Raw genomic sequence first — 21,592 nt, forward strand, 5'->3', positions numbered from 1 at the left:
CGCCGTGTGTCACAACTCGATCACACGGCGTTCGCTCCGCGCCGCCCGCACCGACCATGGCCTGATGCGCACCCACCACATCACCGCCCTGCCCCTGGCAGCCGCGTCGGCGCTCGTCCTCGCCGCCTGCGGTCCCGCGGCCTCCCCCCGCGGCCCCGGAGCCGTGCCGTCCGCACCGTCGAGCGGCCCGGCGTCGGGGAAGCCCGGCGGAGCCCGGCAGGCCGCCCTGCCGAATCTCGTCGGCATGGGCCTGCAGGCCGCACAGGACGCCGCGCAGGCGGCCGGGTTCTTCTCGCTCACCTCCCACGACGCGCTCGGGCGGGGCCGCGCGCAGGTTCTCGACCGCGGCTGGAAGGTCTGCTCGCAGACGCCCGGGCCGGGCAGCGGGGTCGACACCGCGACGAAGATCGACCTGGGCGCGGTCAAGCTGGAGGAGGAGTGCCCCGCCCGGGAGGCGGCGCCGCCGTCGGCAGCCGCCGGCGGCACCATGCCGAACGTCATCGGCACGAGCATGAAGGTCGCCCGCCAGGCCCTGCCCGGCAACACGGGCATCACCGTCAAGGACGCCCTGCAGGACCGGATGGTGCTCCAGGAGTCGAACTGGCGCGTGTGCACGCAGAATCCGCCGACGGGCACGCCGCTGACCGGTCAGCCCGTGGCCTTCCACGTGGTCAAGTTCGAGGAGACCTGCCCCTGACCCGGACCGCGCACCCCGGGGGCGGCCCCTCAGCCCCGGGCCGGCGGCTTGGCGCCGGGCTTCGGGACGGTCTCCGGGCCGGACTCCGGGTCCTCCAGCATCGAGGCGCGCAGGTGGGCCAGGAGGCGGGAGAGCAGGCGCGAGACCTGCATCTGCGAGATGCCGAGGGCGGCGGCGATCTGCGCCTGCGTCAGCTCCTCCCCGAACCGCATCTGAAGCATGCGGCGTTCGCGGTCGCTGAGCCGCTCCAGCAGCGGCGCCAGCGTCTGGATGTCCTCGACGCGCTCCAGGGCCGGCTCCTCGGCCCCCATGACGTCGGCGAGGGTGGGCCCTTCGACGGCTTCGCCGCCGTGCTCGGCGTGCGCCCCGTGCGGGGCGTCGAGGGAGCCGCTGGTATGGCCGTTGGCGGCGACGAGCCCCTCGATGACCTCCTCCTCGGAGAGCTCCAGGTGGACGGCGAGGTCGGCGACGGTGGGCGAGCGGCCGAGGGCGGTGGTCAGTTCCTCCTTGGCCTTCGCGATGTCGAGGCGCAGCTCCTGCAGTCGCCGGGGGACGCGGACGGCCCAGGTGGTGTCGCGGAAGTGGCGCTTGATCTCGCCGGTGATGTACGGCATCGCGAGCGTGGCGAACTCGTTCGCACGGGCCGGGTCGAAGCGGTCGATCGCCTTGATCAGCCCGATGGTGCCCACCTGGACGAGGTCCTCGATGTCCCCGCCCTCGCCGCGGCCGCGGAAGCGGCGGACGGCGTACTGCACGAGCGAGGAGTTCATCTCGACGAGGGCGTTGCGGACGTACCGGTGCTCCGGGCTGTCCTCGGGCAGCTCGCGCAGCCGCCGGAAGAAGACCCGCGACAACTCCCTGGCGTCCGCAGGGGCCACCTCCCTCGGTTCCGTGATCCGGGGCAGGTCCGCGATCCGGGCGGCCACCGGGTGGCGGGTGCACGGCACGGCGGCGGCGGTTTGGAAAGCGGAGGACGGGGCAGGGGCGCGCATGGGGTTCGCTCCTTGGGCTGGTGGGCTTGCGGCGCGGGGACCTTGACTGGCGTAGATCCTGGTTCTTTTCGGCTGGTACGTCAAGATTCGCCGGATATAAGCGGAAGGGTGTAGACGTGCGCGCACGCGGGCCCGCGCGCAGGGCGCCGGGCCTGTTGCTGGGCCCGGCGCCGGTGCGTCAGCTGATGCGGAATCCGCTGGCTGGCCGGTCCCGGTGGAAGGTGAGCCGGTCCCAGGTGGGGAAGGCGAGATCGGTGACGGCGAGCAGCCGGCCGGTGCGGTCGTGCAGGGTGCGCCGTACGGTCAGCCCGCAGGCGGAGGCCGCCGCCGGGGGGTGGCTGCTGCGGGTCATGGTGAGCGTCTCGGCGACGCGCCCCTCCTCGGCGGCGCGGTCGAGCCAGCGGTGCAGCGGGCCGAGGTCCTCGTCGCGTGCGGCCGCGCGGTCGAGGTAGCCGGCCAGCTCGGGGGTCCGGGCGGCGACCCGCGGGCAGAGGTACGTGACGGCGTGCCGGAGGGTCTGCCCCGCCGGGCCGCGGTCGCGGCGGTGGTGCACCAGGGTCCGCTCCCCGCCGCGCATACCGAGGAGCGCGCCGAGCGAGGGCGGTACGGTCACCAGGGCGAGCCAGTTCTGCGGGGACACGGCCGCGGGGGCCCGGACGGCGCCGGGGAGGTGCGCCGCGGCGGGCGGCGCACCGGCCGTCACCGCGCCGGCCGCCCGGCCCCCCGGGAGCTGCGGGACCTGCGTGACATGCGGCGGGACATGCGGGGCCCCCGGGAGCCCCCGGTCCGGCCGGGCGGGCCCGTGCGCCGGCAGCCGGCGGTCCGGCCCGCCGGCCCGCCCCGCCGGGTCCGCGGCCGCCGCCGACCGGGACCCCCGACGCTCGGTGACCACGAGGCCCTCCTCCCGCAGGTGCCGGAGCGCCGCCCGTACGGTCTGCCGGTTGACTCCGTAGCGGGCGGCCAGGGCGCGCTCGGAGGGAAGTCTGCCGCCGGGCCCGGCCCCGGCCTGCCGGAGTTCGCGCCGCAGCGCTGCGGCGATCCACTGGTACTTGGGCATGGCGGCCGGGCCGCCGCCCCGCGAAGGGGAGGGCATGGGCTTCTCCTCTGACGGGTGGTCAAGGAACGCGCGGTCTGCCCGCCCAACGTAGCATTGGTCTATACCTGTTGGTGAGGGCGGCGCCGCTCCGCTCCCCACCTTGGCCGGATCCCGCCGCTCCGCCCACTCCCCCGGGCCGGCGGCAGGCCCTACCCCCGCAGCGGATTGGGCAGCGGGAGGTAGCGGGCGTCGGCCCCGTCCGCCCGGGTCCAGCGCAGCAGCAGGTTCGTCTTCGCCGGCAGGGACGGGGCCGCGAGCAGCTCCGCGATCTCGGGCAGGCCGCGCTCGGCGTCGTGGCGCAGGAACTCCTCGCGCACCGCGGGCCACACCCGTGCGGCCATCCCCGGGTGCGCCTCGGCGAGCGCCCCGGCGATCTCCGCCAGGTGGTTGACGACCAGGCAGTAGACCAGCCGCTGCCAGGCGGCCGCCCGGTCCGGCTCCGGCAGCAGCTTCACCCCCTCCGCATCGCGGAACAGGGCCTGCACCGGCATGCCCTGCGCATCGCAGGCGACGAGGGTGTTCTGCAGGTGGGCCTCCAGGACGGCGCCGTGCCGGTCGAACAGCTCCAGCACCGGCGGCACCACCCGGCGCAGGTACGCCCGCCACCAGCCGGCCGGATCGCCGGTGCGGGCCAGCGGGCTGCCCGCGAAGCCCTCCGCCAGGGACGCGGCCAGCAGCGGGGTGGCCCCCGGCTCCAGGTGCGCCCCCAGTCCGTCGCGCACCAGCACGGCGAGCTCCTCGAAGGCGAAGGCGGCGGTACGGTAGCCGCGGTCCGAGAGCCAGGCCGCGTTCGAACCCGCGCGCCGCATGGCCACGAACCCCGCCGCGACGGCCTCGTCCGCCCGGCGCAGCTTCAGCAGGTCGTGGCGCCACAGCCGGCGCACGTCGTTGGTGATGCGGACGTCGAGGCTGAACTTCACGAACGCGTCGGCGCCGGCGGCGGCGCCCGGGCCGCGGCCGGCGCCGCGCCCTCGGCCGGGCACGTACAGGGTCCGTACGGAGGCGGTGGGCCAGACCGGCAGCCGGCCCGGGCGGAGCCGCAGCAGCCGCCCGTCGTCGAAGGCCGCCCGGATGGCGGGCGAGCCGCCCACCAGCTCCAGCTGCCACGGGTGGGCGGGCAGCAGCCGGTAGCCGGCCGGCGGACGCGGGCCGCCGGCCTGCTCGGCCAGCGCGTCGACCGCCGCGGCCGCGGCCGCCCCGCCCTCCTCGGCGACCTGGTCCTCCCGCAGCCCCAGGAAGACCAGCGGGAAGCGGGCGTGCGCCTCCGGCGCGTACGGCAGCCAGCTCCCGGCGGGCGCGCCGCCCCGGGCCTTGGGCGCCGGGTGGTAGGGGTGTCCCATGACGAGGGACTGCTCGGACAGCACGTACGGGTCCTGCGGGGGCTCGGCGGCGGCGCGCGCGGCCAGCAGTGCCGCGACCGTCTCGCGGCTGTCGGCGATCTCGACCGGCAGCTCGTCGTTGCCGGTGCCCGTGTACCGGTGCAGCTCGTCGGCGGTCAGCTTCACCAGCTCGGTGTGGCTGAGGGGCCGCCAACCCTCGGGCGTCCCCAGTTCGGGGCGCACGGGCCGGCGCCCGCCCCGCACCCGCAGCAGCCGGCCGCTGCCGCGCAGCCGGTGGACGTTCCCGCCCTCCGGGTCGGCCGCCTCCCTCAGCAGGCAGTTGAGCAGAGGGGTGGCGGCGAGGGCGTCGGCTGCGGCGTTGAGGTCCACGGATTCCATTCGGTCCATCCAGTGCGCCGGGGTCCGCGGGGCGTACCACCGGCCGTGATCTTCAGTATCCGCGATGATGATGTGATCACCACAACGACCCGCGAGAGGAACAGGGCCCTGCACCCCAGCATGAACCTCCCCCACTCCGCGGCCGAAGAGGCCGTATCCGCCGAACTGGCCGAGGTGCGCCCCGCGCTGGCCGGCCCGTACGGGGCCGCGCTCGGCGGCGCCCGGGCCGCGGTGCTGACCCGGCTGTGGCGGGCACTGGCCTTCGAGCCGCTGCCGTGGGTGGTGCGGCGCGAGCAGGGCCCGGACGGCATGGTCCTCCTGCTCGCCGGGGGCAGGCGGCTGCACGGCCCGGCGCCGGACCCGTACGCGACCGCCGCCACGGTGCGCGAGCTGTGCCTCGACGGCACCGCGTACGGGCAGGCCGGGCGGCTGGTGGCGGCGCTGGGCGTGCCGCACGGGGACGCGTTCGCCGCCGAACTCGACGACAGCACCGCCTCGCTGGCCCTGTCGCGGGCCGGGCAGCCGGCCGTGCCGGAGGCGGAGCCGCGGACCACCTGGGAGTGGGAGCAGCGGATCGTCGACGGGCACCCCTACCACCCCAACTGCCGCTCCCGTCCGGGCTTCACGGTGGCCGAGCAGCTGGCGTACGCGCCCGAGCACCGGCCCGTCGTCCCGCTCGGCCTGGCCGCCGTCCCGGCCTCCGCATGCCTGGTCAGCGGCGACTGGCCGGCCGGGCTGCGCGACGGCGGCCGGATCCTGGTGCCCGTGCACCCCTGGCAGGCCCGGCATGTCCTGAAGCAGACGGGCCGGGATCCGGACGTCCTGCGCGCCGGGTACGCGGCGCATCCGCTGATGTCCCTGCGGACCCTGAGCCCGGTGGCGGGCGGGGCGCACGTGAAGACGGCGCTGAGCACGCGGCTCACCTCCTCCGTACGGGACATCTCGCCCTACTCGGTCGAGACCGCGGCCGCGGTGTCCGCGTTCGCGCAGGAGCTGTGCGCACGGCTCGACGGGCGGCTGCACATCACCCGCACCCTGGGCGCCGCCACCGCGCACAGCCCGGACCTGGCGGCCGTGCTGCGCGAGCCGCCCGAGGTGTACGCGGACGCCGCAGCGGGCGAGCGGGTCGTACCGGTCGCGGCGCTGGCGGGCGCCGCGTTCGCGCGGTCGGCGGCCTGGCGGGCCGCGTTCGCCCGGCTGGCGCTCTCCGTCTGCCTGCGGGTGCTGGACCTCGGGGTGGCGCTGGAGGCCCACGGGCAGAACCTCCTCGTCGTCCTCGCCGCCGACGGGTCCCCGGTGCGACTGGTCTACCGGGACCTCGCCGACATCCGGATCAGCCCGGCCCGGCTCACCCGCCACGGCCTGCCGCTGCCGCCGGTGTCGGGCCGTCTGGTCGACGACGACGTTGCGGTGCTGCGGCGCAAACTGTTCGGCTCGCTCCTCACGGGGGCGCTCGGGGCCACGGCCGGCTCGGCCGCGGCCTTCGCCGAGATGCTGGCCGAGGCGGCCGGCCTCCCGCCCACCGCGGACACCGGGGCACTGCTGCACGACCCGCTGCCGACCAAGGCGCTCACCCTGATGCGGCTCAGCCCGGACGCCCCGGGCGACCAGTGGACGCAGCTGCCCAACCCGCTGACCGCGGGGTGAGGCGGCCCGGGGGACGGCGCTGTGGGGCGGCGAAAGCCCCGGTGCCCGGACGCCACCGCCCCGGCACACTGCACGCATGACCGCCGCCTCCGCCGCCTCGGCCTCCGCCAAACGGGACCTCCACACCTACCTCCAGGACCCCCGCGACGCACTGCTCTGGAAGCGGGAGGGCCCTCGGAGTACGACGCACCAAACTGCTGGGCCGAGGCCCTGTGCTTCGGCGCGACGTTCGGGCGCCGCCCGTTCGCGGCCCCGGGGCTCCGAAGCCGGGGGTCGCCGAACTCAGCCCCGCCGGCGCTTGAGGCGCGGGGCTTGGGGCGGAGCCCCGACAACCACGGCCCCGCCAGGCACCGGGCTCCGCCCCGACCTCCCCCGGACTCCGTCCGGCGGACCCCCGCGCAAACGTCGGCGAGGCTGCAAAGAGCCGGACCCCCGTACCAAGCCCCGGCGGGGCGGAAAGGCCGGACCCCGCCCGGGCGTCGGCGGCGGGGGCGGAGTGGACGGGCCCCCGGTGGGCGTGGGCCGTTCGGGGGGCAGTCGAGACGGCACGGGCTCGCCTTCACCGCGATCCGGGACGGCAATGGCAGGAAGGAGGGGTGAGCCTGCGTCGACGCCAACTCCTCGGCAGCGCGCCCGCAGCCGTCCTCGCGGCCGTCGGGGCGGGGGTGCCCTCCCGGGGGCCGGACTTCGGGGCGCTCGCCCGGGGGATCGACGGGCGGGTCGTCCTGCCCGGCGACCGCGACTACGCCGAGGCCCGGCAGCTGTTCCAGCCCCGGTACGACACCGTCGCCCCGGCCGCGGTGGCGTACCCCGCCCACGCCGGCGACGTCGCCGTCTGCCTGGACTTCGCCCGCCGCTCGGCGGCCCCCGTGGTGCCCCGCGGCGGAGGCCACAGCTACGCCGGCTGGTCGACCCGCGCCGGCGGCCTCGTCGTCGACCTCGGCGCCATGGCCGCCATGGCCGTCGAGGGGACCGGCGTACGGATCGGGGCCGGCGCCCGCCTCGGCGACGTCAACCGGATCCTCGCCCGCCACGGCCTCGGCCTGCCGACCGGCCTCTGCCCCACCGTCGGCATCGCCGGGCTCACCCTCGGCGGCGGCCTGGGCCCCGCCTCCCGCGCGCACGGGACCACCGCCGACCGCCTCACCGGCCTGACGGCCGTCACCCCGGACGGGACCGTCCGCGACATCAACGTCAACGACAACCTCGACGCGAACCGCGCCCCGTACCGCGCCCCTGACCGCGACCCGGACCTGTTCTGGGCCCTGCGCGGAGCCGGCGGCGGCAACTTCGCCGTCGTCACCGAATTCCGCTTCCGCACCCACCCGGCCGCCGACTGCGCCCGCGCCGAACTCCGCTGGCCCGACACCGCCTCCGCAGCCCTCCTGCGCGGCTGGCAGCGCTGGCTGGCGGCGCTGCCCGAGCCACTGTGGAGCCGCGTGGAGTTCATGGTCGAGGCCGGCCCGCCGCCGCCCACGACCGTGTACGTGCTGTGCCTCGACGGACGCGCGGAGCTGGAGCGGCAGCTGACCCGCCTCGCCGACCTGGTCGGCAGCCCGCCGCAGGACTCCTGGACCACCGTCGCCGGCTACGAGGAGACCCTGCAGGCCCTGTCCGGCTGCGCGGAGCGGACCGCCGCCCAGTGCCACCTGCAGGGAACACTGCCCGGCCGCACCCCCGAGGGGCAGGTCGGCCGCGACTCGTACGCCGCCCGCTCCGACTTCTGGGGCCCGGCCGGCCTCGCGGACACCGGCATCGCCGCGGTGCTGGCCGCCGTCCGCCGGTACGCCCGCGACGTGCCGCCCGGCGGTTTCGGCGTCGTGCAGTTCACCGGGGAGTGCGGCGGCGCCGTGAACCGGCCGGCGGCCGCCGACACCGCGTTCGTGCACCGCGACAGCGCGTTCCTCACCCAGTACCTCGCCTACTGGCCGCAGGCCGCGGCCCCGGCCGACATCGACCGCCACCAGCGCTGGCTCGACGGGCTCTGGCAGGACCTGCGCCCCTGGGCGAGCGGACGGGCGTACCAGAACTACACCGACCCGAAGCTGCCCGCCTGGCGGGAGGCCTACTACGGGCCGAACCTCGCACGCCTCGAAGAGGTCCGGCACACCTACGACCCGGGCCGGCTGTTCCGTTTCCCCCAGGCCATCTAGAGGAGGAGCCCCACATGCGACGTACGTTGACGGTGGCGGCGGTGGCGGCCGCCCTGCTGCTGCCCGGCGGACCGCTGCCCGAGGCCGAGGCGGGCAGCGGGGGCGGCACCCCGTCGGCGACCGGCCGGTGGTCCGCCCGCGAGGCGGAGGAGTTCTGGACGGCGGACCGGATGGCGTCGGCGGCCCCCGTCAACGCCGGGACGGCGGCGGCACCGGCCACCGACCCGGGTACCGGCAAGGACTTCGACGGGATCCCGGTCGTCGGACGGATGTTCGTCATGAAGGGCGACGGCGCGTACTTCTGCACGGCGAGCGTGGTCGCCTCCCCGGGCCGCAACCTGGTCCTGAGCGCGGCGCACTGCCTGCTGGGCACCGACGCCCGCCAGGTGGCGTTCGTGCCCCTCTACACCGCGGAGAACCCGCAGCCGTACGGGATGTTCCCGGTGCTGCGGGACGCCGAGGGGCGGTCGAAGGTGTGGATCGACCCGCGCTACAAGACGCTGGGCGCCGACAAGGCCGCCACCCTCGACGTGGCCTTCGCACAGGTCGGGCCCGACGCGGACGGGTACCCGGTCGAGGAGGTGGTGGGCGGGAACCGGCTGGTGACCGGCGCGCCGTACGAGCACCCCCAGGTGTCGCTGATCGGGTACCCGGCGTCGGCGGCCCGGCCGCGCCTGTGCGTCAACCGGACCACGCGGTTCACCAGCACCGACCCGGGCATCCCCGGAACGTTCCTGCGGATCGACTGCACCGGGTACCCGGGCGGGACCAGCGGCGGGCCCTTCCTGACCCACTACGACAAGGAGACCGAGACGGGCGACGTCGTCGGGGTCATCGGCGGCTGGAAGACCGGCGGCGACACGGCCGACACCTCGTACAGCTCGTACTTCGGCGCGGACGTCAGGCACCTGTACGAGAAGGCTGTTGCCGGGGCAGCGGGGGCGTGACGACCCGGACCCGGCGGGTCCGCCGCGGGTTGCCCACCGAGCGGGGCAGCGCGGGAGCCCCGTCGGCGCTCAGCGCTTCCGCGGGCGGGAGCGCGAGCTGGCGGCGCAGATCGGCGAGGGCCGCGTGCACGGGGGCCAGGATGACCTCGGCCCGGGGGTGGATGTGCGCGAGGGCGTGCGCGGTGGTCTCGATGGTCTCGGCGGCGTCCTCCGCAGCGGTACGACTCCACCCGGCGGGCCCCGCGGAACGGAAGGGCGCGACGGCGTCGTAGAGATGGCAGGCGGCGTCGGCCGCAGCATCGGCCCGCTCCCCGACCCCGGGGGCCGCAACGATCGGCAACAACTCCATACCGACACAACGAGCCTCCCCCCAAACCCGTAATGCCATCCCCGCCAGCGTGGGGCGGGGCGGCGTTCGTTACGGTCGGTGGCCCAGGAGGCGGCGGGCCACGGTGTGGCCCGCGGCGGCGGTGGCGGCGGCCACGGCGAGGCCCACCGCCGCGTCCCGCGGGCGGGTCGGCCGCAGGACTCCCGCGCGGCGGAGCCTCCCGCGGGCCCAGAGCGTGAAGGGGACGACCAGGAGCGGGGAGGTGGCCACGCCGGGGGTGTAGCCGCGGGTGGCGGCCGCCTGGCCGAGGTGGACGAGCCCGTGCAACCCGAAGGCGTTCAGCGAGGCCTGGTAGAACGCCGACCGCCCACCCGTGCGGTACCCGTCGGCGGCAGCCGCCCCCACCACGAGCGCCACGACGGCGGCCGCGGCGGTGAACTGCCGCCCGTTCACGGAGCCCAGGCCCTGCCAGATGCGCTCCGGCACGCGCGGATGCCGTGCCCGCAGCACCGGCACCCGCTCGCGGGACCAGCGCCCCACGGTCAGGGCTTCCTCGGTGTCGTGTACGGCCCAGGCGGCCAGCAGTCCCAGCGTCGCGGCTGCCCCCGCGGCGCCTGCCCCCGCGGCTGCGTCCTTCGTCGTTGTGATCATGAAACGACAGTGTGCAGCCACACCGGGACCAGCAACAGCGAAACGACGGAACTCTTGATCACCAGGGAGGCCGACAGGTCCACCCCGACGTCGTACCGCTGGGCGAAGACGAACAGGTTCTGCGGCGTCGGCATCGCCGCGATCAGCACCAGGTACGCCAGCCACTCCCCCCGCACGCCGAAGGCCGCCCCGCACACCGCCCACGCCAGCAGCGGGAAGGCCAGGCACTTGAACCCGATGAGGGCCAGCTCCTCGCGGGTGGTGCCCCGGACGTCCAGCCCGGTGCCCCCGAGGTGGAGCCCGAGGGCGAACAGGGCGACCGGCGAGGCGCTGTCCCCGACGAACGCGGCCCCGTCCAGCACCACCCGCGGCACGTGCACCGACACCAGGTTGAGCAGGATGCCGGCGTTGCAGGCGAGGACGAGCGGGGTGGTGAGCGAGGCGGTGAGGGCGCGCCGCAGCCGCTGCGCGGGGGTGCCGGCCCCCGCGCCGGCCCGGCCGAGTTCCATGATGGCGATGACGACGAGGGACAGGACGCACACCTGGAAGAGCAGGACGGGGAAGATCGGCGCGGCCGTCCCGAAGACGGTGATGAACACCGGGACGGCGAAGTAGGCGGTGTTGACCTGGACTCCGGCCATCACGCGCAGCGCGACCGCGCGGGGCTCCCGTACGCCGTACGCGGCCGAGGCGGCGACGAGGACGGCCACGGCGAGGGCGGCGGCCGCCGTGTAGCCGCCGATGGCCCGCCAGTTGAACAGGGCGCCGAGGTCGCTCGCGTAGATGTTGCCGAAGAGGTAGCAGGGGACGGCGAACAGGAAGGCGTAGTCGGCGAAGGCCTTGGAGGCGTCCGCGGGTACGACCTTGCGGCGCGCCAGCAGCACGCCCCCGCCGAACGCGGCCAGCACCGGCACCAGTTTCTCGAGTGCGGCGGCCCCTTCCATCTGCGCTGCTCCCCCTGTCGCGTCGAACCCCGGCAGCCTACCCGCAGCGGCCCGGGCGGCCGCCGGGGCGCCTACGCTGGTCGATCATGAGCGATCGCGACGACGAGCCCGGCACCCCGGCCCCCGGCCGCCCCCGCCCTGCGGCCCGCGCGTCCGGGGCCCGCGCACCGGCCCGGTTCGGTGCCGTGCTGCGCTCGCCCGCCCGGCCCGGGGAGCCGCTGTTCGGGCAGGCGCCGAAGGCCTGGCAGCGGATGGCGCCGTACGCCGTCGTCGCCGTCTTCGTGGTGGCGCTGGTGCCGGTGACCATCGCGGTGCTGGCCAACGACTACCGGGCGGGAGGCGGTTGGGCGGGCGCGCTGGGCGTGGCGCAGACGGTGCCGCTGCTGCTGGCGGTGACGCGGCCGCTGCCCGCCTGGGGGCTGGTGCTGGGCGCGGACACGGCGGGGGCGCTGGTGCTGCTCCAGGCCGACGGGGTGGCGGGGCACAGCTGGCCGTGGCCGCCGATGAACGTCGTCGGCTACCTGGTGCTGATGATCTGCCTGGGGCTGCGCGAGTCCGTCCGGACCCTGGTGGGGGTGTGGCTGGCGACCGGCGCGGTGGGGACGGTGCTGGGCTTCTTCGCGCCGGACGCGCCGGGCGGCGGGGTGACGAACACCGCCGGCCTGCTGTTCGTGTTGAGCGGGGCCTTCCTCGCCGTGACGGGCTCGCTGCGCGGCATCGGCGACGCGCAGCAGCGGATCGCCGAGCAGGAGAGCATCAGCGAGGCCGAGCGGGCCCGGCGCACGCTGCTGGAGGAGCGGGCGCGCATCGCGCGGGAGCTGCACGACGTGGTGGCGCACCACATGTCGGTGATCACGGTGCAGGCGGATTCGGCGCCGTACCGGCTGCCGGGGATGCCGGAGCCGGTCCGCGAGGAGTTCACGGCGATCGCGGCCAGTGCCCGGGAGTCGCTGGGGGAGATGCGGCGGCTGCTGACGGTCCTGCGCGGCGACGGGGCCGGCGGGGGAGACGGGGCCGCCGGCGGGCAGGACGGGCGGGCGGCCGGCGGCGAGCGGGCCCCGCAGCCGGGGATCGGCCGGATCCAGCAGCTGGTCGAGGCGACCGTACGGGCGGGGCAGCCGGTGGAGCTGTCGCTGGCGGCGGGGGCGCAGAAGGCGGCGCCGCCGGCCGTGGACCTGTCGGCGTACCGGATCGTGCAGGAGGCCCTCGCGAACGTGGTGCGGCACGCCCCGGGCGCGCACACGCAGGTCTCGGTGGCGCAGGACGAGCGGGAGGTGCTCGTGCTGGTCGTCAACGGCCCTGCGGCGGCGGAGGGTGCGGTGTTGGAGGGCTCCGGCGGCACCGGGCACGGGCTGGTCGGGATGCGCGAGCGCGTACGGTTGACCGGCGGGACGCTCGACACGGGGCCGCTGCCCGACGGCGGCTTCCGGGTCGCCGCCCGCCTGCCCCTGGACGCGCCGACCGAGGAAGCCAGTTGACCATCCGAGTGATCATCGTCGATGACCAGGCCATGGTGCGGGCGGGGTTCGCCGCCCTGCTGTCCGCCCAGGCCGACATCGATGTGGTGGGGGAGGCTCCGGACGGGCGGCAGGGGGTGGAGGTCGCCCGGTCGGCCCGCCCCGACGTGGTGCTGATGGACGTGCGGATGCCGGAGCTGGACGGGCTGAGTGCGGCCCGGCAGATCCTGGACCCGCCGCCGGGGGTGCTCCACCGGCCGAAGGTGCTGATGCTGACGACCTTCGACATCGACGACTACGTGTACGAGGCGCTGCGCGCCGGCGCGTCCGGGTTCCTGCTGAAGGACGCCCCGCCGGCCGACCTGATCGCGGCGGTCCGCATCGTCGCCTCGGGCGAGGCGCTGCTGGCGCCCTCGGTGACCCGGCGGCTGATCGCGGACTTCGTGCAGCAGCGGCCCGCGCCGCGCAGGAACCCGGCGCTGCGGCTGAACGGGCTGACCCCGCGGGAGACCGAGGTGCTGGAGCTGATCGCGCGCGGGCTGTCGAACCAGGAGATCGCCGCGCGGCTGGTGGTGGCCGAGCAGACGGTGAAGACGCACATCGGGCGGGTGCTGGCCAAGCTGGACCTGCGCGACCGGGCCCAGGCCGTGGTCTTCGCGTACGAGGCGGGGCTGGTCCGGCCGGGCGACGGCGCCTGAGCCGGAGCCCGTACCCCGCCCCCTGCGACCCCGGCCGGCCCACGGGTCTCCTCCACCCCCTACCCCGGTATGACATCGGGCTTGGCTCCCCGGTGGGACGTGCCCGCAGGCACCTCCTTCCTACCTTCCTCGGCGTCACGAGGAGAGGAGAGGGCGGATGGGCCGCTTGGGGAGGACACTGGCCACGGCCGCACTGGCGGTGGCGGTGGCGGCGGGGACCGCGGGGTGGGCTTCGGGCGACGGGCAGGAGCCGGTCACGGGGCCGCCGCCCGGCACGGCCGAGTGGCGGGCCGCCACGGTGTCCGGGCACCGGCTGCCCGATCCGGCGACCGCGTCGGCGTACGAGGTGGCCCGGTTCTTCGCCGGGCTGGACCGGGCGGCCCGGCAGGAGCTCGTACGGCTCCACCCGCAGGTCGTCGGCAACCTGGACGGGGCTCCGGTGGCCCTGCGGTACGAGGCGAACCGACTGGCCGTCCTCGCGAGCGGACAGTCCCGCTTCGCCGCGCTGGCCTCGCCGCAGCGGCAGGTCCTCGCCTTCGATCCGCGCGGACGGGGCCAGGTCGCCGAGGTGTTCGGGGACCTGGAGAGGGCGGCGCACGTCGCGGTGGTCGTACCGGGCTCGGACAGCGACGCCGCCTCGTACGACGCCCCGCGCGCCCCGTACACCGGGCCGGCGGGGATGGCCCGTTCGCTGCACCGGGCGGCCGGGGCGGGCACCGCCGTGGTCGCGTGGACGGGCTACACCACCCCGGTCGGGGTGGGCCTGGACGCGGCCGGGGGCCGGCTGGCGCAGGCGGGCGCGGTCCGCCTCGCGCGGTTCACGCAGGGCCTCGACGCGGTCGGCGCCCCCGATCCCGTGCTCTTCGGCCACAGTTACGGCTCGGTGGTGGTCGGGCTCGCGGCCCGGAACACGGACGCCGCCGACGTGGTGGTGTTCGGCTCCCCCGGCCTGCACGCCGAGACGGCCGCAGGCCTGCACACCCGCGCCCGGGTGTGGGCCGCCCGCGGGCCCTCCGACTGGATCGCCGACGTGCCGAACGTGGAGTTCGCCGGGCTCGGCCACGGGGCCGACCCGGTCGCGGCGGGCTTCGGCGCCCGGCGGATCCCCGCCGACGACGTCCGCGGGCACACCGGCTACCTCGTGCCCGGCACCCGCTCGCTGGCGGCGTTCGCCGCGATCGCGAAGGGCGAGGCCCGATGAGCGCCCCGGCCGCCCCTGCCGCGTTGGCCGCCCTGCGGCGGACCGCCGGCCGGATCGACGCGCGGACCCCCGCCCACCGCGACCGAGCCGTCGACGGGCTGCGCGCCCTCGCCCTGCTCGCCGTGCCCACCGGGCACTGGCTGCTCGGCGGGTTCACCCTGGACTCCGGCGGCGGCCTGCACAACGCGAGCCCGCTGTCCTCCTTCTCCGCGCTGGCCCCGGCGAGCTGGGTGCTGCAGATGCTCGGCGTCTTCTTCCTGGTCGGCGGGTACGCCTCGGTGCTCTCCTACCACCGTCGCGACGGCTCCGCCGCCGCCTGGCTGGGGGGCCGGGTCGCCCGGCTGGGGCGGCCGGTGCTCGGGGTCACGGCGGTGTGGGCGCTGGCCGTGCCGGTGCTGTACGCGGCGGGGGTGCCCGAGGCCACGCTGCGGACCGCGGCCACGCTGGTGGTGCAGCCGCTGTGGTTCGTGGGGGTGTACGTGGTCGTCACCGCGCTGACCCCCTACTGCGTGCGGGCGGCACGGCGCCTCGGCGCGTGGGCCGCGGCCCCGCTGCTCGCCTCCGTCGCGGTGGTGGACTTCCTGCGGTACGGGCCGTACGCCGACGCGGTGCCGTCCTGGCTGGCGGTGGTGAACATCCTGCCGGGGTGGCTGTTCGCGTACCAGCTGGGCGTGGCCTGGGGCGAGCGGCGGCTGGGGCGGCGCGGGGCCTGGCTGCTGCTGGCGGGCGGGCTCCTGCTGTTCTCCGCGCTGCTGCTGGTCTTGGGCTACCCGGCGTCGATGGTCGGCGTGCCGGGCGAGGCGCGGACCAATTCGCATCCGCCCTCGCTGCTGGTCCTGGCGCTGGCCGCGGCGCAGTCGGGCGCGGCGGTGCTGCTGCGGGACCGGCTGGCGCGGCTGCTCGCCCGGCCGCTGCTGTGGGCGCCCGTGGCGGTGGTCAACCTGTGTGCGATGACCGTCCTGTGCTGGCACCAGAGCGCCATGCTGGCCGCGGCCGTGCCCGGTTCGTTCCTGGGGCCGGTGGCGGGGCTGACGACGGCGCCGGACAGCCCGCTGTGGATCGCGGCGCGGCTGGCGTGGCTGCCGGTGTTCGCGGTGCTGCTGGTGGGCATCGCCCGGTACGCACGGCGGTTCGAGGAGCCGTGGACCCGGGCGACGGCGGTGCGGCGGACCGCCGCGGGACTGCTCGCGGCGGGGTTCGCGGTCTTCGCCCTGGGCCTGGCGTGACCCGGGCCGGGGACCGAAGCGCAGACCGGACCGGGGACCTGGCCGGCGATCGGACCGGGGACCGAACCGCCGACCGGACCGGGGACCGGCCCGGCTCAGGCGATCGAGGCCGCGACGATCGCGGCCACCGCCAGGTTGCAGGAGGCCGTGACCCAGACCGCCGGGTGCGGCTCGGGGTCGACCACGATGGCGCCGAGCCGGCCCGGGGTCACCCAGTCCAGCACCAGGAAGGCCACCGCCATGAGGACCAGGCCGAGCAGGCCGAAGGCCGCCGTGGACAGCAGCCCCTTGCCGAAGTCCTCGTACGTGGTCCAGATCGAGGTGAACACGATGCCGCCGACGCCGAGGAGCGCCGAGCTGAGCGTCACGGCCGCATTGCGGTTGCGCTCCTCCCAGATCTGCTTGGGGAGCTTCCCGGGGGTCAGCACGTCCACCAGGACGATCCCGAGGACCAGCAGCACCAGCCCCAACGCGCCGTAGGCGCTGGTGCGGCCGAGTCCGTTGACGATGTCGCTCATCGAAAGGCCTGTCTTCGCGGGGGTCGGGTCAGCCGGTGGGAGGAGCCGGGCCGGCCGAATCTATCGCACGGCGCGTCGGACAACACCTCCCGCTCGGATGGCGGTTGCCGCCGCCCTTGACCTCGACATTGGTTGAGGTCTTAGCGTTTCGGCCATGGACATGGAAGTCACCGCCTGGACCTCGCTGCACAGCGCGATCAACGCCCAGCAGGAGCGGCGCCCGGTCTCCCGGGCGAGCCTGCGCCGGGTCGCCTCCTTCGCCCGCCCGCACCGGCGTGAGCTGGCGTTCTTCCTGCTGCTCAGCACCGTGACCGCGCTGCTGGCGGTGGCCACCCCGGTGCTCGCCAGCCGGATCGTCACCGCCATCGTCGACGGCCGCGCGAGCTCCACCGTCGTCCGCCTCGCCCTGCTCATCGCGGTGATCGCGGTCGCGGAGGCCGGGCTCGGGCTGCTGACCCGCAAACTGTCCGCCACCCTCGGCGAGGGCCTGATCCTCGATCTGCGCACGGCCGTCTTCGACCACGTCCAGCGCATGCCGGTCGCCTTCTTCACCCGGACGCGGACCGGCGCGCTGGTCAGCCGGCTCAACAACGACGTGATCGGAGCCCAGCGGGCCTTCAGCAACACCCTCTCCGGAGTGGTCGCCAACACCGTGACCCTGCTGCTGACACTGGCCGTCATGCTCGGCATCTCCTGGCAGATCACCCTGCTCGCCCTGGTCCTGCTGCCGGTGTTCGTCCTTCCGGCGCGCCGGATGGGCGCGCGGATGGCGGCGCTCCAGCGCGAGGCGGCGGCGCTGAACGCCGCCATGGGCACGCAGATGACGGAGCGGTTCTCCGCGCCCGGCGCCACGCTGGTGAAGCTGTTCGGGCGGCCCGCCGAGGAGTCCGCCGAGTTCGCGGCCCGCGCGGGCCGGGTCCGCGACATCGGCATCCGCACCGCGATGGCCCAGTCGGCGTTCATCACCGCGCTCACCCTGGTCTCCGCGCTCGCCCTCGCCCTCGTCTACGGCCTCGGCGGGTACTACGCCCTGCGCGGGACCCTGGACGCCGGCAACGTCGTCGCCCTGGCGCTCCTCCTGACCCGGCTGTACGCCCCGCTCACCGCCCTCGCCGGCGCCCGCGTCGAGGTGATGAGCGCCCTCGTCAGCTTCGAGCGGGTCTTCGAGGTCCTCGACCTGAAGCCGCTCATCGCGCAGAAGCCCGACGCCCGCCGGGTCCCGGACGGGCCGGTCTCCGTCGAGTTCGACCGGGTCTCCTTCGGCTACCCCTCCCCCGACAAGGTCTCGCTCGCCTCGCTGGAGGAGGTCGCCACCCTCGACGCCCGCGGCGGCACGCAGGTGCTGCACGAGGTGTCGTTCCGGGCCGAGCCCGGGCAGGTGGTCGCCCTGGTCGGCTCCTCCGGCGCCGGGAAGTCGACCATCGCGCAGCTGCTGCCCCGCCTGTACGACGCCGACGCGGGCGCGGTCCGCCTCGGCGGGATCGACGTACGGGACCTGACGGCCGACTCGATCCGCGACACCCTCGGCATGGTCACCCAGGACGGGCACCTGTTCCACGATTCGGTACGGGCCAACCTGTTGCTCGCCCGGCCCGGCGCGAGCGAGGAGGAGCTGTGGGAGGCGCTGCGCCGCGCCCGGCTGGACGGGCTCGTCGCCTCGCTCCCGGACGGCCTGGACACCGTCGTCGGCGAGCGCGGCTACCGCCTCTCGGGCGGTGAGCGGCAGCGGCTGACCATCGCCCGGCTGCTGCTGGCCCGCCAGCGCGTGGTGATCCTGGACGAGGCCACCGCCCACCTGGACTCCACCTCCGAGGCGGCGGTGCAGGAGGCGCTCGGCGAGGCCCTGGCGGGGCGGACCGCGGTGGTGATCGCCCACCGGCTGTCGACCGTGCAGGCGGCCGACCTGATCCTCGTCGTCGAGGACGGCCGGATCGTGGAGCGCGGCACGCACGCCGCCCTGCTGGCGGCGGGCGGGCGGTACGAGGAGCTGTACCGGACCCAGTTCGCGCAGGGCGCGCGCACGCCGGACACCGGGGACGCGGAGGCGGACGCGGCCTCGGGCGGGGGCACGGCGGGTGCCGCCAGCGCAGTGAGCGCAGCCGGGCCCGGCGGCCGTAGGACCGCGCGCCACGACGGGCGAGGTTGACGAGCCCCGTGAACGCCTGACCGGGACCAGGTGACCGTGATCCCGGCCGCGGTCACCGTGCGCGGCGGTCGATGAGTGTGGCCAGGCCGTCCAGGATCCGCTGCAGGCCGAAATCCCATGCCTGGTCCTGTCCGTCGGACTGGGCGGCTGAAGCGAGGGCCGCAGTGAGCGCGGGGAACCGCTCGCCGTGCGTCTGCATCAGTGCGCCGAGGACCGCGCCCAGTTGGGCTTCGGGGTTGCCTGCGGGGCCTGCCGCACGGGCCTGCTGGGTGATGCCGCGTACGTGGCCCACCAGCAGGACAGCCGCGTCCATCCGCTCGGCACCGCTCAAACCGGTGCCGTCCAGGGCGGACACGGCATGCTCCAGCCAGGACAGCTCTCCGGGCCCCATGACCCGCGGCCCGACCGTGGCGTCCAGTGCCCACGCGTGCTGACGGAAGACGGTGAGCAGCCGGCGGGCCCAGTCCTCCAGTTGCTCACGCCAGCCGCCGCGCCGCGCCTTCGCCGCCGGGTAGGGGCCGATCGCGGCGTCCACCATCAGCGCGACGAGCTCGGCTTTGCCCGGCACGTACCGGTACAGCGCCATCTTGGTCACGCCCAGTTGCGCGGCGACCCGCTGCATGGACACATCGGCCAACCCCTCCGAGTCGGCGATCTCGATTCCGGCGCGCGCGATGCGGTCCAGGTCGAGTGTCGGCTTGGGGCCTCGCGCGGGCTTGTGGTGCGGACCCCACAGCAGCCGCACCACCTCGGCGTGCTCGCCACCCATGTCCGCTGCCCCTCCTCTACCGCCTTGCCGAACAACCGTGTCTACGGTACACAGTAAATACAGTGTCCAACGGACACAGTTTTTCGAGCGGAGGGAACCCGTGAACAGGAACGTCCTCATCTCCGGCGCGAGCATCGCCGGCCCGGCGCTGGCCTACTGGCTGGGGCGCCACGGCTTCCGGCCCACCGTCGTCGAAGTGGCCCCGGCCCTGCGCCAGGGCGGCCAGGCCGTCGACTTCCGCGGAGATGCGCATCTGACCGTGCTGGACCGCATGGGCCTGCTCCCCGAACTGCGCCGCATCCAGACCGGTGGCAGCCCGATGCGCTTCGTCGATGAACGCGGCCGCACGCTGCTGGACCTGCCGGCCGAGTTCGCCGGCGGTGAGGTGGAGGTGCTTCGCGGAGACCTGGCCCGCGTGCTCCACGAGCACAGCCTCCCCTACGCCGAGTACGTCTTCGGTGACTCCATCGTCGGCCTGACCGAGACCTCCTCCGGCGTGCGGGCCGACTTCCACAGCGGAATCTCGCGCGACTTCGACCTGGTCATCGGTGCGGACGGGTTGCACTCCAACGTCCGTCGCCTCGCCTTCGGGCCGGAGGAGGACTACGTGAGCCACCTCGGCTACTACGCCGCGACCTGGCAGCTGCCCAACGACGCGGGAGCGGGAAAGGGGTCGGTCGGGTACAACGTGCCGGGGCGGCTGGCATCCGTCGGCACCGACCACCGGGATCCGGCACGGGCGGGGGCGTTCTTCGTCTTCGCCGCGCCGCAACTGTCGTACGACCGCCACGACCCCGAGGAGCAGAAGCGTCTGATCGCGGGCGCGTTCTGCGGCCTCGGCTGGGAGGTGCCCCGCCTGCTCGAGTCGCTGCACCAGGCTCCCGACCTGTACTTCGACTCGATCAGCCGGGCGGACGTGGACACCTGGTCCACCGGGCGCGTGTGCCTCGTCGGCGACGCCGCCTGCGGGGCCACCATCGGCGGCATGGGCACGGGAACCGCGGTGGTCGCCGCGTACGTCCTGGCCGGCGAGCTCGCGCGGGCCAGGGGCGATCACCGGGCGGCCTTCGCCCGCTACGAGAGCAGGCTCCGCACGTACGCCCAGGGCTGCCAGGCAGGCGGCGACCGCACCGGGAAGTTCCTCGCCCCGGCCACCGCCACCGGCATACGCATCCGCAACACCCTGCTGTCCCGGCGCCTGCTCCTGAACGGCATGCTCAAGCTGGGCGAGAAGGTCAGCAGCACCGTGGCCCTGCCCGACTATCCCGCTGACCCCAGCCGCCTCCGCCGGTGACCGACGCGGCCTCCACCGAGGGAGGCCCCCGCCGGCAGCGCCCGGCCGCTCAGGCCCCCGGGGCCTGCGGGCCGGAGGCGTGCAGCCGGCGCATGACGGCGAGGAGTTCCTCGGGGGGTTCGATCGAGAAGGACCGGGTGGCGTCGTCGATGCGGGTCAGGCAGGTCACCGTGCCGCGGTGCCACCAGTACAGGCGGGGCGAGAGCGGGCCGGGGTTGTCCTGGTACGCGCCGAGCCCGAAGGCGGCCAGGTCGTTGACGGCGCCCTGGACGTGGTGGTCGGCCAGCGGGTGGAAGGCGAGGTGGCCCCGGCTGGGCACGGTGAACAGAGCGCCGTCCGCGGGGAGTTCCCGTCCCGTGAGGGAGCGGGCGACCTCGTCGAGGACCAGGGCCTTGCTCGCGACGAAGAGCGAATCGCCGGACAGGACGTGCACCTGCCCGCCGCTCGGCGTGGCCGTGGCCTCGTACGTGACGGGCTCGTTGACGAGGTTGGCGCGTCCGGCGGCGCGCAGCGCCTCCAGGCCGATGGCGGCGACGTCCTTGTCGTCGAGGAGCCGCACCGAGTCGGGGAGGTCCAGCGCGAGGGCCTCTGCCAGGCCGGTCGCGACGGGGCGCACGTAGCCGAACTGGGCGGCGGCCTGCGGGGGGAGGGCGTCGTCCGGTATGAGCCGCAGGTAGGCCCGGCGCAGGACGTCGTCGGGGGCGGCCGGCTGCTCCGCCGCCGCACGGGCGGAGGCCAGGGCGGTGAAGTGGCGGTCCACGATGCGGGGCCACTCGCGCGGGTCGGCGCGCCGGACGAACTCGGCCAGGTTGTACAGGGCGGTGGTGCCCCCGGGGACCCGGAGGGTGTCACCGGCGACGGTGGCCTGCTCGCCCCGGGCGGCGTGCCACTGGCCCACGAGGTCGCGCAGGTGGTCGGCCTGCCGGACCGTCAGGGCGGTGAGGTGGGGGTCGTGTGCGTCCGCGGACGTCGATCGGAAGAACTTCATGATCAGACTGTAGTGAAGCGAAGGTTCCGGGGTGGTTCGCCCACACCCGGGTGCGGTCCGTTCCGCGAACGGCGCACGAGGGTGATGATGGGGCGGCAGCGTCAGTCGAGTGACCAGCGGGG

General features: G+C 75.5%; 19 protein-coding genes. 10 read left to right on the forward strand and 9 right to left on the reverse strand.

All coding sequences use genetic code 11. The features are described from left to right. Window positions 1–64 precede the first annotated feature (64 nt). Complete coding sequence (locus tag AB0953_RS26655; protein WP_366862097.1) at window positions 65–697, forward strand: PASTA domain-containing protein; 633 nt, start codon at window positions 65–67, stop codon at window positions 695–697. A 29-nt stretch (window positions 698–726) separates the two neighbouring features. Here AB0953_RS26655 and AB0953_RS26660 read toward each other — a convergent pair whose 3' ends face one another. The 3 genes from AB0953_RS26660 to AB0953_RS26670 all read right to left on the reverse strand — a co-directional run bounded on the left by AB0953_RS26660 (window position 727) and on the right by AB0953_RS26670 (window position 4,512). After that, the gene (locus tag AB0953_RS26660) at window positions 727–1,689 is read right to left on the reverse strand and encodes a SigB/SigF/SigG family RNA polymerase sigma factor (protein WP_366862098.1); all 963 of its coding nucleotides are present in this window, start codon (window positions 1,687–1,689) and stop codon (window positions 727–729) included. A 178-nt stretch (window positions 1,690–1,867) separates the two neighbouring features. Continuing rightward, the gene (locus tag AB0953_RS26665) at window positions 1,868–2,782 is read right to left on the reverse strand and encodes a GntR family transcriptional regulator (protein ID WP_366862099.1); all 915 of its coding nucleotides are present in this window, start codon (window positions 2,780–2,782) and stop codon (window positions 1,868–1,870) included. A 152-nt stretch (window positions 2,783–2,934) separates the two neighbouring features. Next, entirely contained in the window at window positions 2,935–4,512 is a 1,578-nt protein-coding gene (locus AB0953_RS26670) for an IucA/IucC family protein (protein ID WP_366862100.1), read from the reverse strand. A 111-nt stretch (window positions 4,513–4,623) separates the two neighbouring features. Here AB0953_RS26670 and AB0953_RS26675 point away from each other — a divergent pair, with 111 nt between their 5' ends. The 3 genes from AB0953_RS26675 to AB0953_RS26685 all read left to right on the forward strand — a co-directional run bounded on the left by AB0953_RS26675 (window position 4,624) and on the right by AB0953_RS26685 (window position 9,250). Next, window positions 4,624–6,150 (forward strand): IucA/IucC family siderophore biosynthesis protein, encoded by a 1,527-nt coding sequence (locus tag AB0953_RS26675; RefSeq protein ID WP_366862145.1) that lies wholly within the window; start codon window positions 4,624–4,626, stop codon window positions 6,148–6,150. A gap of 596 nt (window positions 6,151–6,746) precedes the next feature. Next, window positions 6,747–8,303, forward strand: coding sequence for an FAD-binding oxidoreductase (locus tag AB0953_RS26680; RefSeq protein ID WP_366862101.1), 1,557 nt, complete (start codon window positions 6,747–6,749; stop codon window positions 8,301–8,303). A 14-nt stretch (window positions 8,304–8,317) separates the two neighbouring features. Then, on the forward strand, window positions 8,318–9,250 hold the full coding sequence (locus AB0953_RS26685; RefSeq protein WP_366862102.1) for a trypsin-like peptidase domain-containing protein: 933 nt from the start codon (window positions 8,318–8,320) through the stop codon (window positions 9,248–9,250). On the opposite strand, the gene AB0953_RS26690 is transcribed toward AB0953_RS26685, so the two are convergent. From AB0953_RS26690 to AB0953_RS26700, 3 genes are all read right to left on the reverse strand, one after another. Next, on the reverse strand, window positions 9,204–9,590 hold the full coding sequence (locus tag AB0953_RS26690) for a hypothetical protein (protein WP_366862103.1): 387 nt from the start codon (window positions 9,588–9,590) through the stop codon (window positions 9,204–9,206). The genes AB0953_RS26685 and AB0953_RS26690 overlap by 47 nt on opposite strands. Before the next feature lie 78 nt (window positions 9,591–9,668). After that, complete coding sequence (locus AB0953_RS26695) at window positions 9,669–10,229, reverse strand: HXXEE domain-containing protein (protein WP_366862104.1); 561 nt, start codon at window positions 10,227–10,229, stop codon at window positions 9,669–9,671. Beyond that, window positions 10,226–11,173, reverse strand: coding sequence for an AEC family transporter (locus AB0953_RS26700; RefSeq protein ID WP_366862105.1), 948 nt, complete (start codon window positions 11,171–11,173; stop codon window positions 10,226–10,228). Before AB0953_RS26700 ends, AB0953_RS26695 begins: the two co-directional genes overlap by 4 nt. Before the next feature lie 86 nt (window positions 11,174–11,259). Here AB0953_RS26700 and AB0953_RS26705 point away from each other — a divergent pair, with 86 nt between their 5' ends. The 4 genes from AB0953_RS26705 (at window position 11,260) to AB0953_RS26720 (ending at window position 15,755) form a co-directional block, all read left to right on the forward strand. Next, window positions 11,260–12,651, forward strand: a complete 1,392-nt coding sequence (locus AB0953_RS26705) for a sensor histidine kinase (RefSeq protein WP_366862106.1) — start codon at window positions 11,260–11,262, stop codon at window positions 12,649–12,651. Further along, window positions 12,648–13,328: a response regulator transcription factor gene (locus AB0953_RS26710; RefSeq protein ID WP_366862107.1), complete on the forward strand. Its 681-nt coding sequence runs from the start codon at window positions 12,648–12,650 to the stop codon at window positions 13,326–13,328. The genes AB0953_RS26705 and AB0953_RS26710 overlap by 4 nt, the downstream gene beginning before the upstream one ends. A gap of 157 nt (window positions 13,329–13,485) precedes the next feature. Further along, the gene (locus AB0953_RS26715; protein ID WP_366862108.1) at window positions 13,486–14,529 is read left to right on the forward strand and encodes an alpha/beta hydrolase; all 1,044 of its coding nucleotides are present in this window, start codon (window positions 13,486–13,488) and stop codon (window positions 14,527–14,529) included. Beyond that, window positions 14,526–15,755 carry an acyltransferase gene (locus AB0953_RS26720; protein ID WP_366862109.1) on the forward strand — a complete coding sequence of 410 codons (1,230 nt, stop codon included), beginning with the start codon at window positions 14,526–14,528 and terminating at the stop codon, window positions 15,753–15,755. The genes AB0953_RS26715 and AB0953_RS26720 overlap by 4 nt, the downstream gene beginning before the upstream one ends. 95 nt (window positions 15,756–15,850) lie before the next feature. Here the strand turns inward: AB0953_RS26720 and AB0953_RS26725 are convergent, their stop codons facing one another. Continuing rightward, window positions 15,851–16,273 carry a DUF350 domain-containing protein gene (locus AB0953_RS26725; protein WP_362181499.1) on the reverse strand — a complete coding sequence of 141 codons (423 nt, stop codon included), beginning with the start codon at window positions 16,271–16,273 and terminating at the stop codon, window positions 15,851–15,853. A gap of 154 nt (window positions 16,274–16,427) precedes the next feature. Between AB0953_RS26725 and AB0953_RS26730 the strand changes: the two genes are divergently transcribed. Beyond that, window positions 16,428–18,419, forward strand: coding sequence for an ABC transporter ATP-binding protein (locus AB0953_RS26730; protein ID WP_366862110.1), 1,992 nt, complete (start codon window positions 16,428–16,430; stop codon window positions 18,417–18,419). A 52-nt stretch (window positions 18,420–18,471) separates the two neighbouring features. On the opposite strand, the gene AB0953_RS26735 is transcribed toward AB0953_RS26730, so the two are convergent. Continuing rightward, window positions 18,472–19,188, reverse strand: coding sequence for a TetR/AcrR family transcriptional regulator (locus AB0953_RS26735; RefSeq protein WP_366862111.1), 717 nt, complete (start codon window positions 19,186–19,188; stop codon window positions 18,472–18,474). A gap of 100 nt (window positions 19,189–19,288) precedes the next feature. Between AB0953_RS26735 and AB0953_RS26740 the strand changes: the two genes are divergently transcribed. Next, window positions 19,289–20,482, forward strand: coding sequence for an FAD-dependent monooxygenase (locus AB0953_RS26740; protein ID WP_366862112.1), 1,194 nt, complete (start codon window positions 19,289–19,291; stop codon window positions 20,480–20,482). A 49-nt stretch (window positions 20,483–20,531) separates the two neighbouring features. Here the strand turns inward: AB0953_RS26740 and AB0953_RS26745 are convergent, their stop codons facing one another. Further along, window positions 20,532–21,470 (reverse strand): hypothetical protein, encoded by a 939-nt coding sequence (locus AB0953_RS26745; RefSeq protein ID WP_366862113.1) that lies wholly within the window; start codon window positions 21,468–21,470, stop codon window positions 20,532–20,534. Between the last annotated feature and the right edge of the window lie 122 nt (window positions 21,471–21,592).

It is taken from the genome of Streptomyces sp. NPDC046866 (assembly GCF_040704625.1).
In the GTDB taxonomy this organism is placed as follows: Bacteria; Actinomycetota; Actinomycetes; order Streptomycetales; family Streptomycetaceae; genus Streptomyces.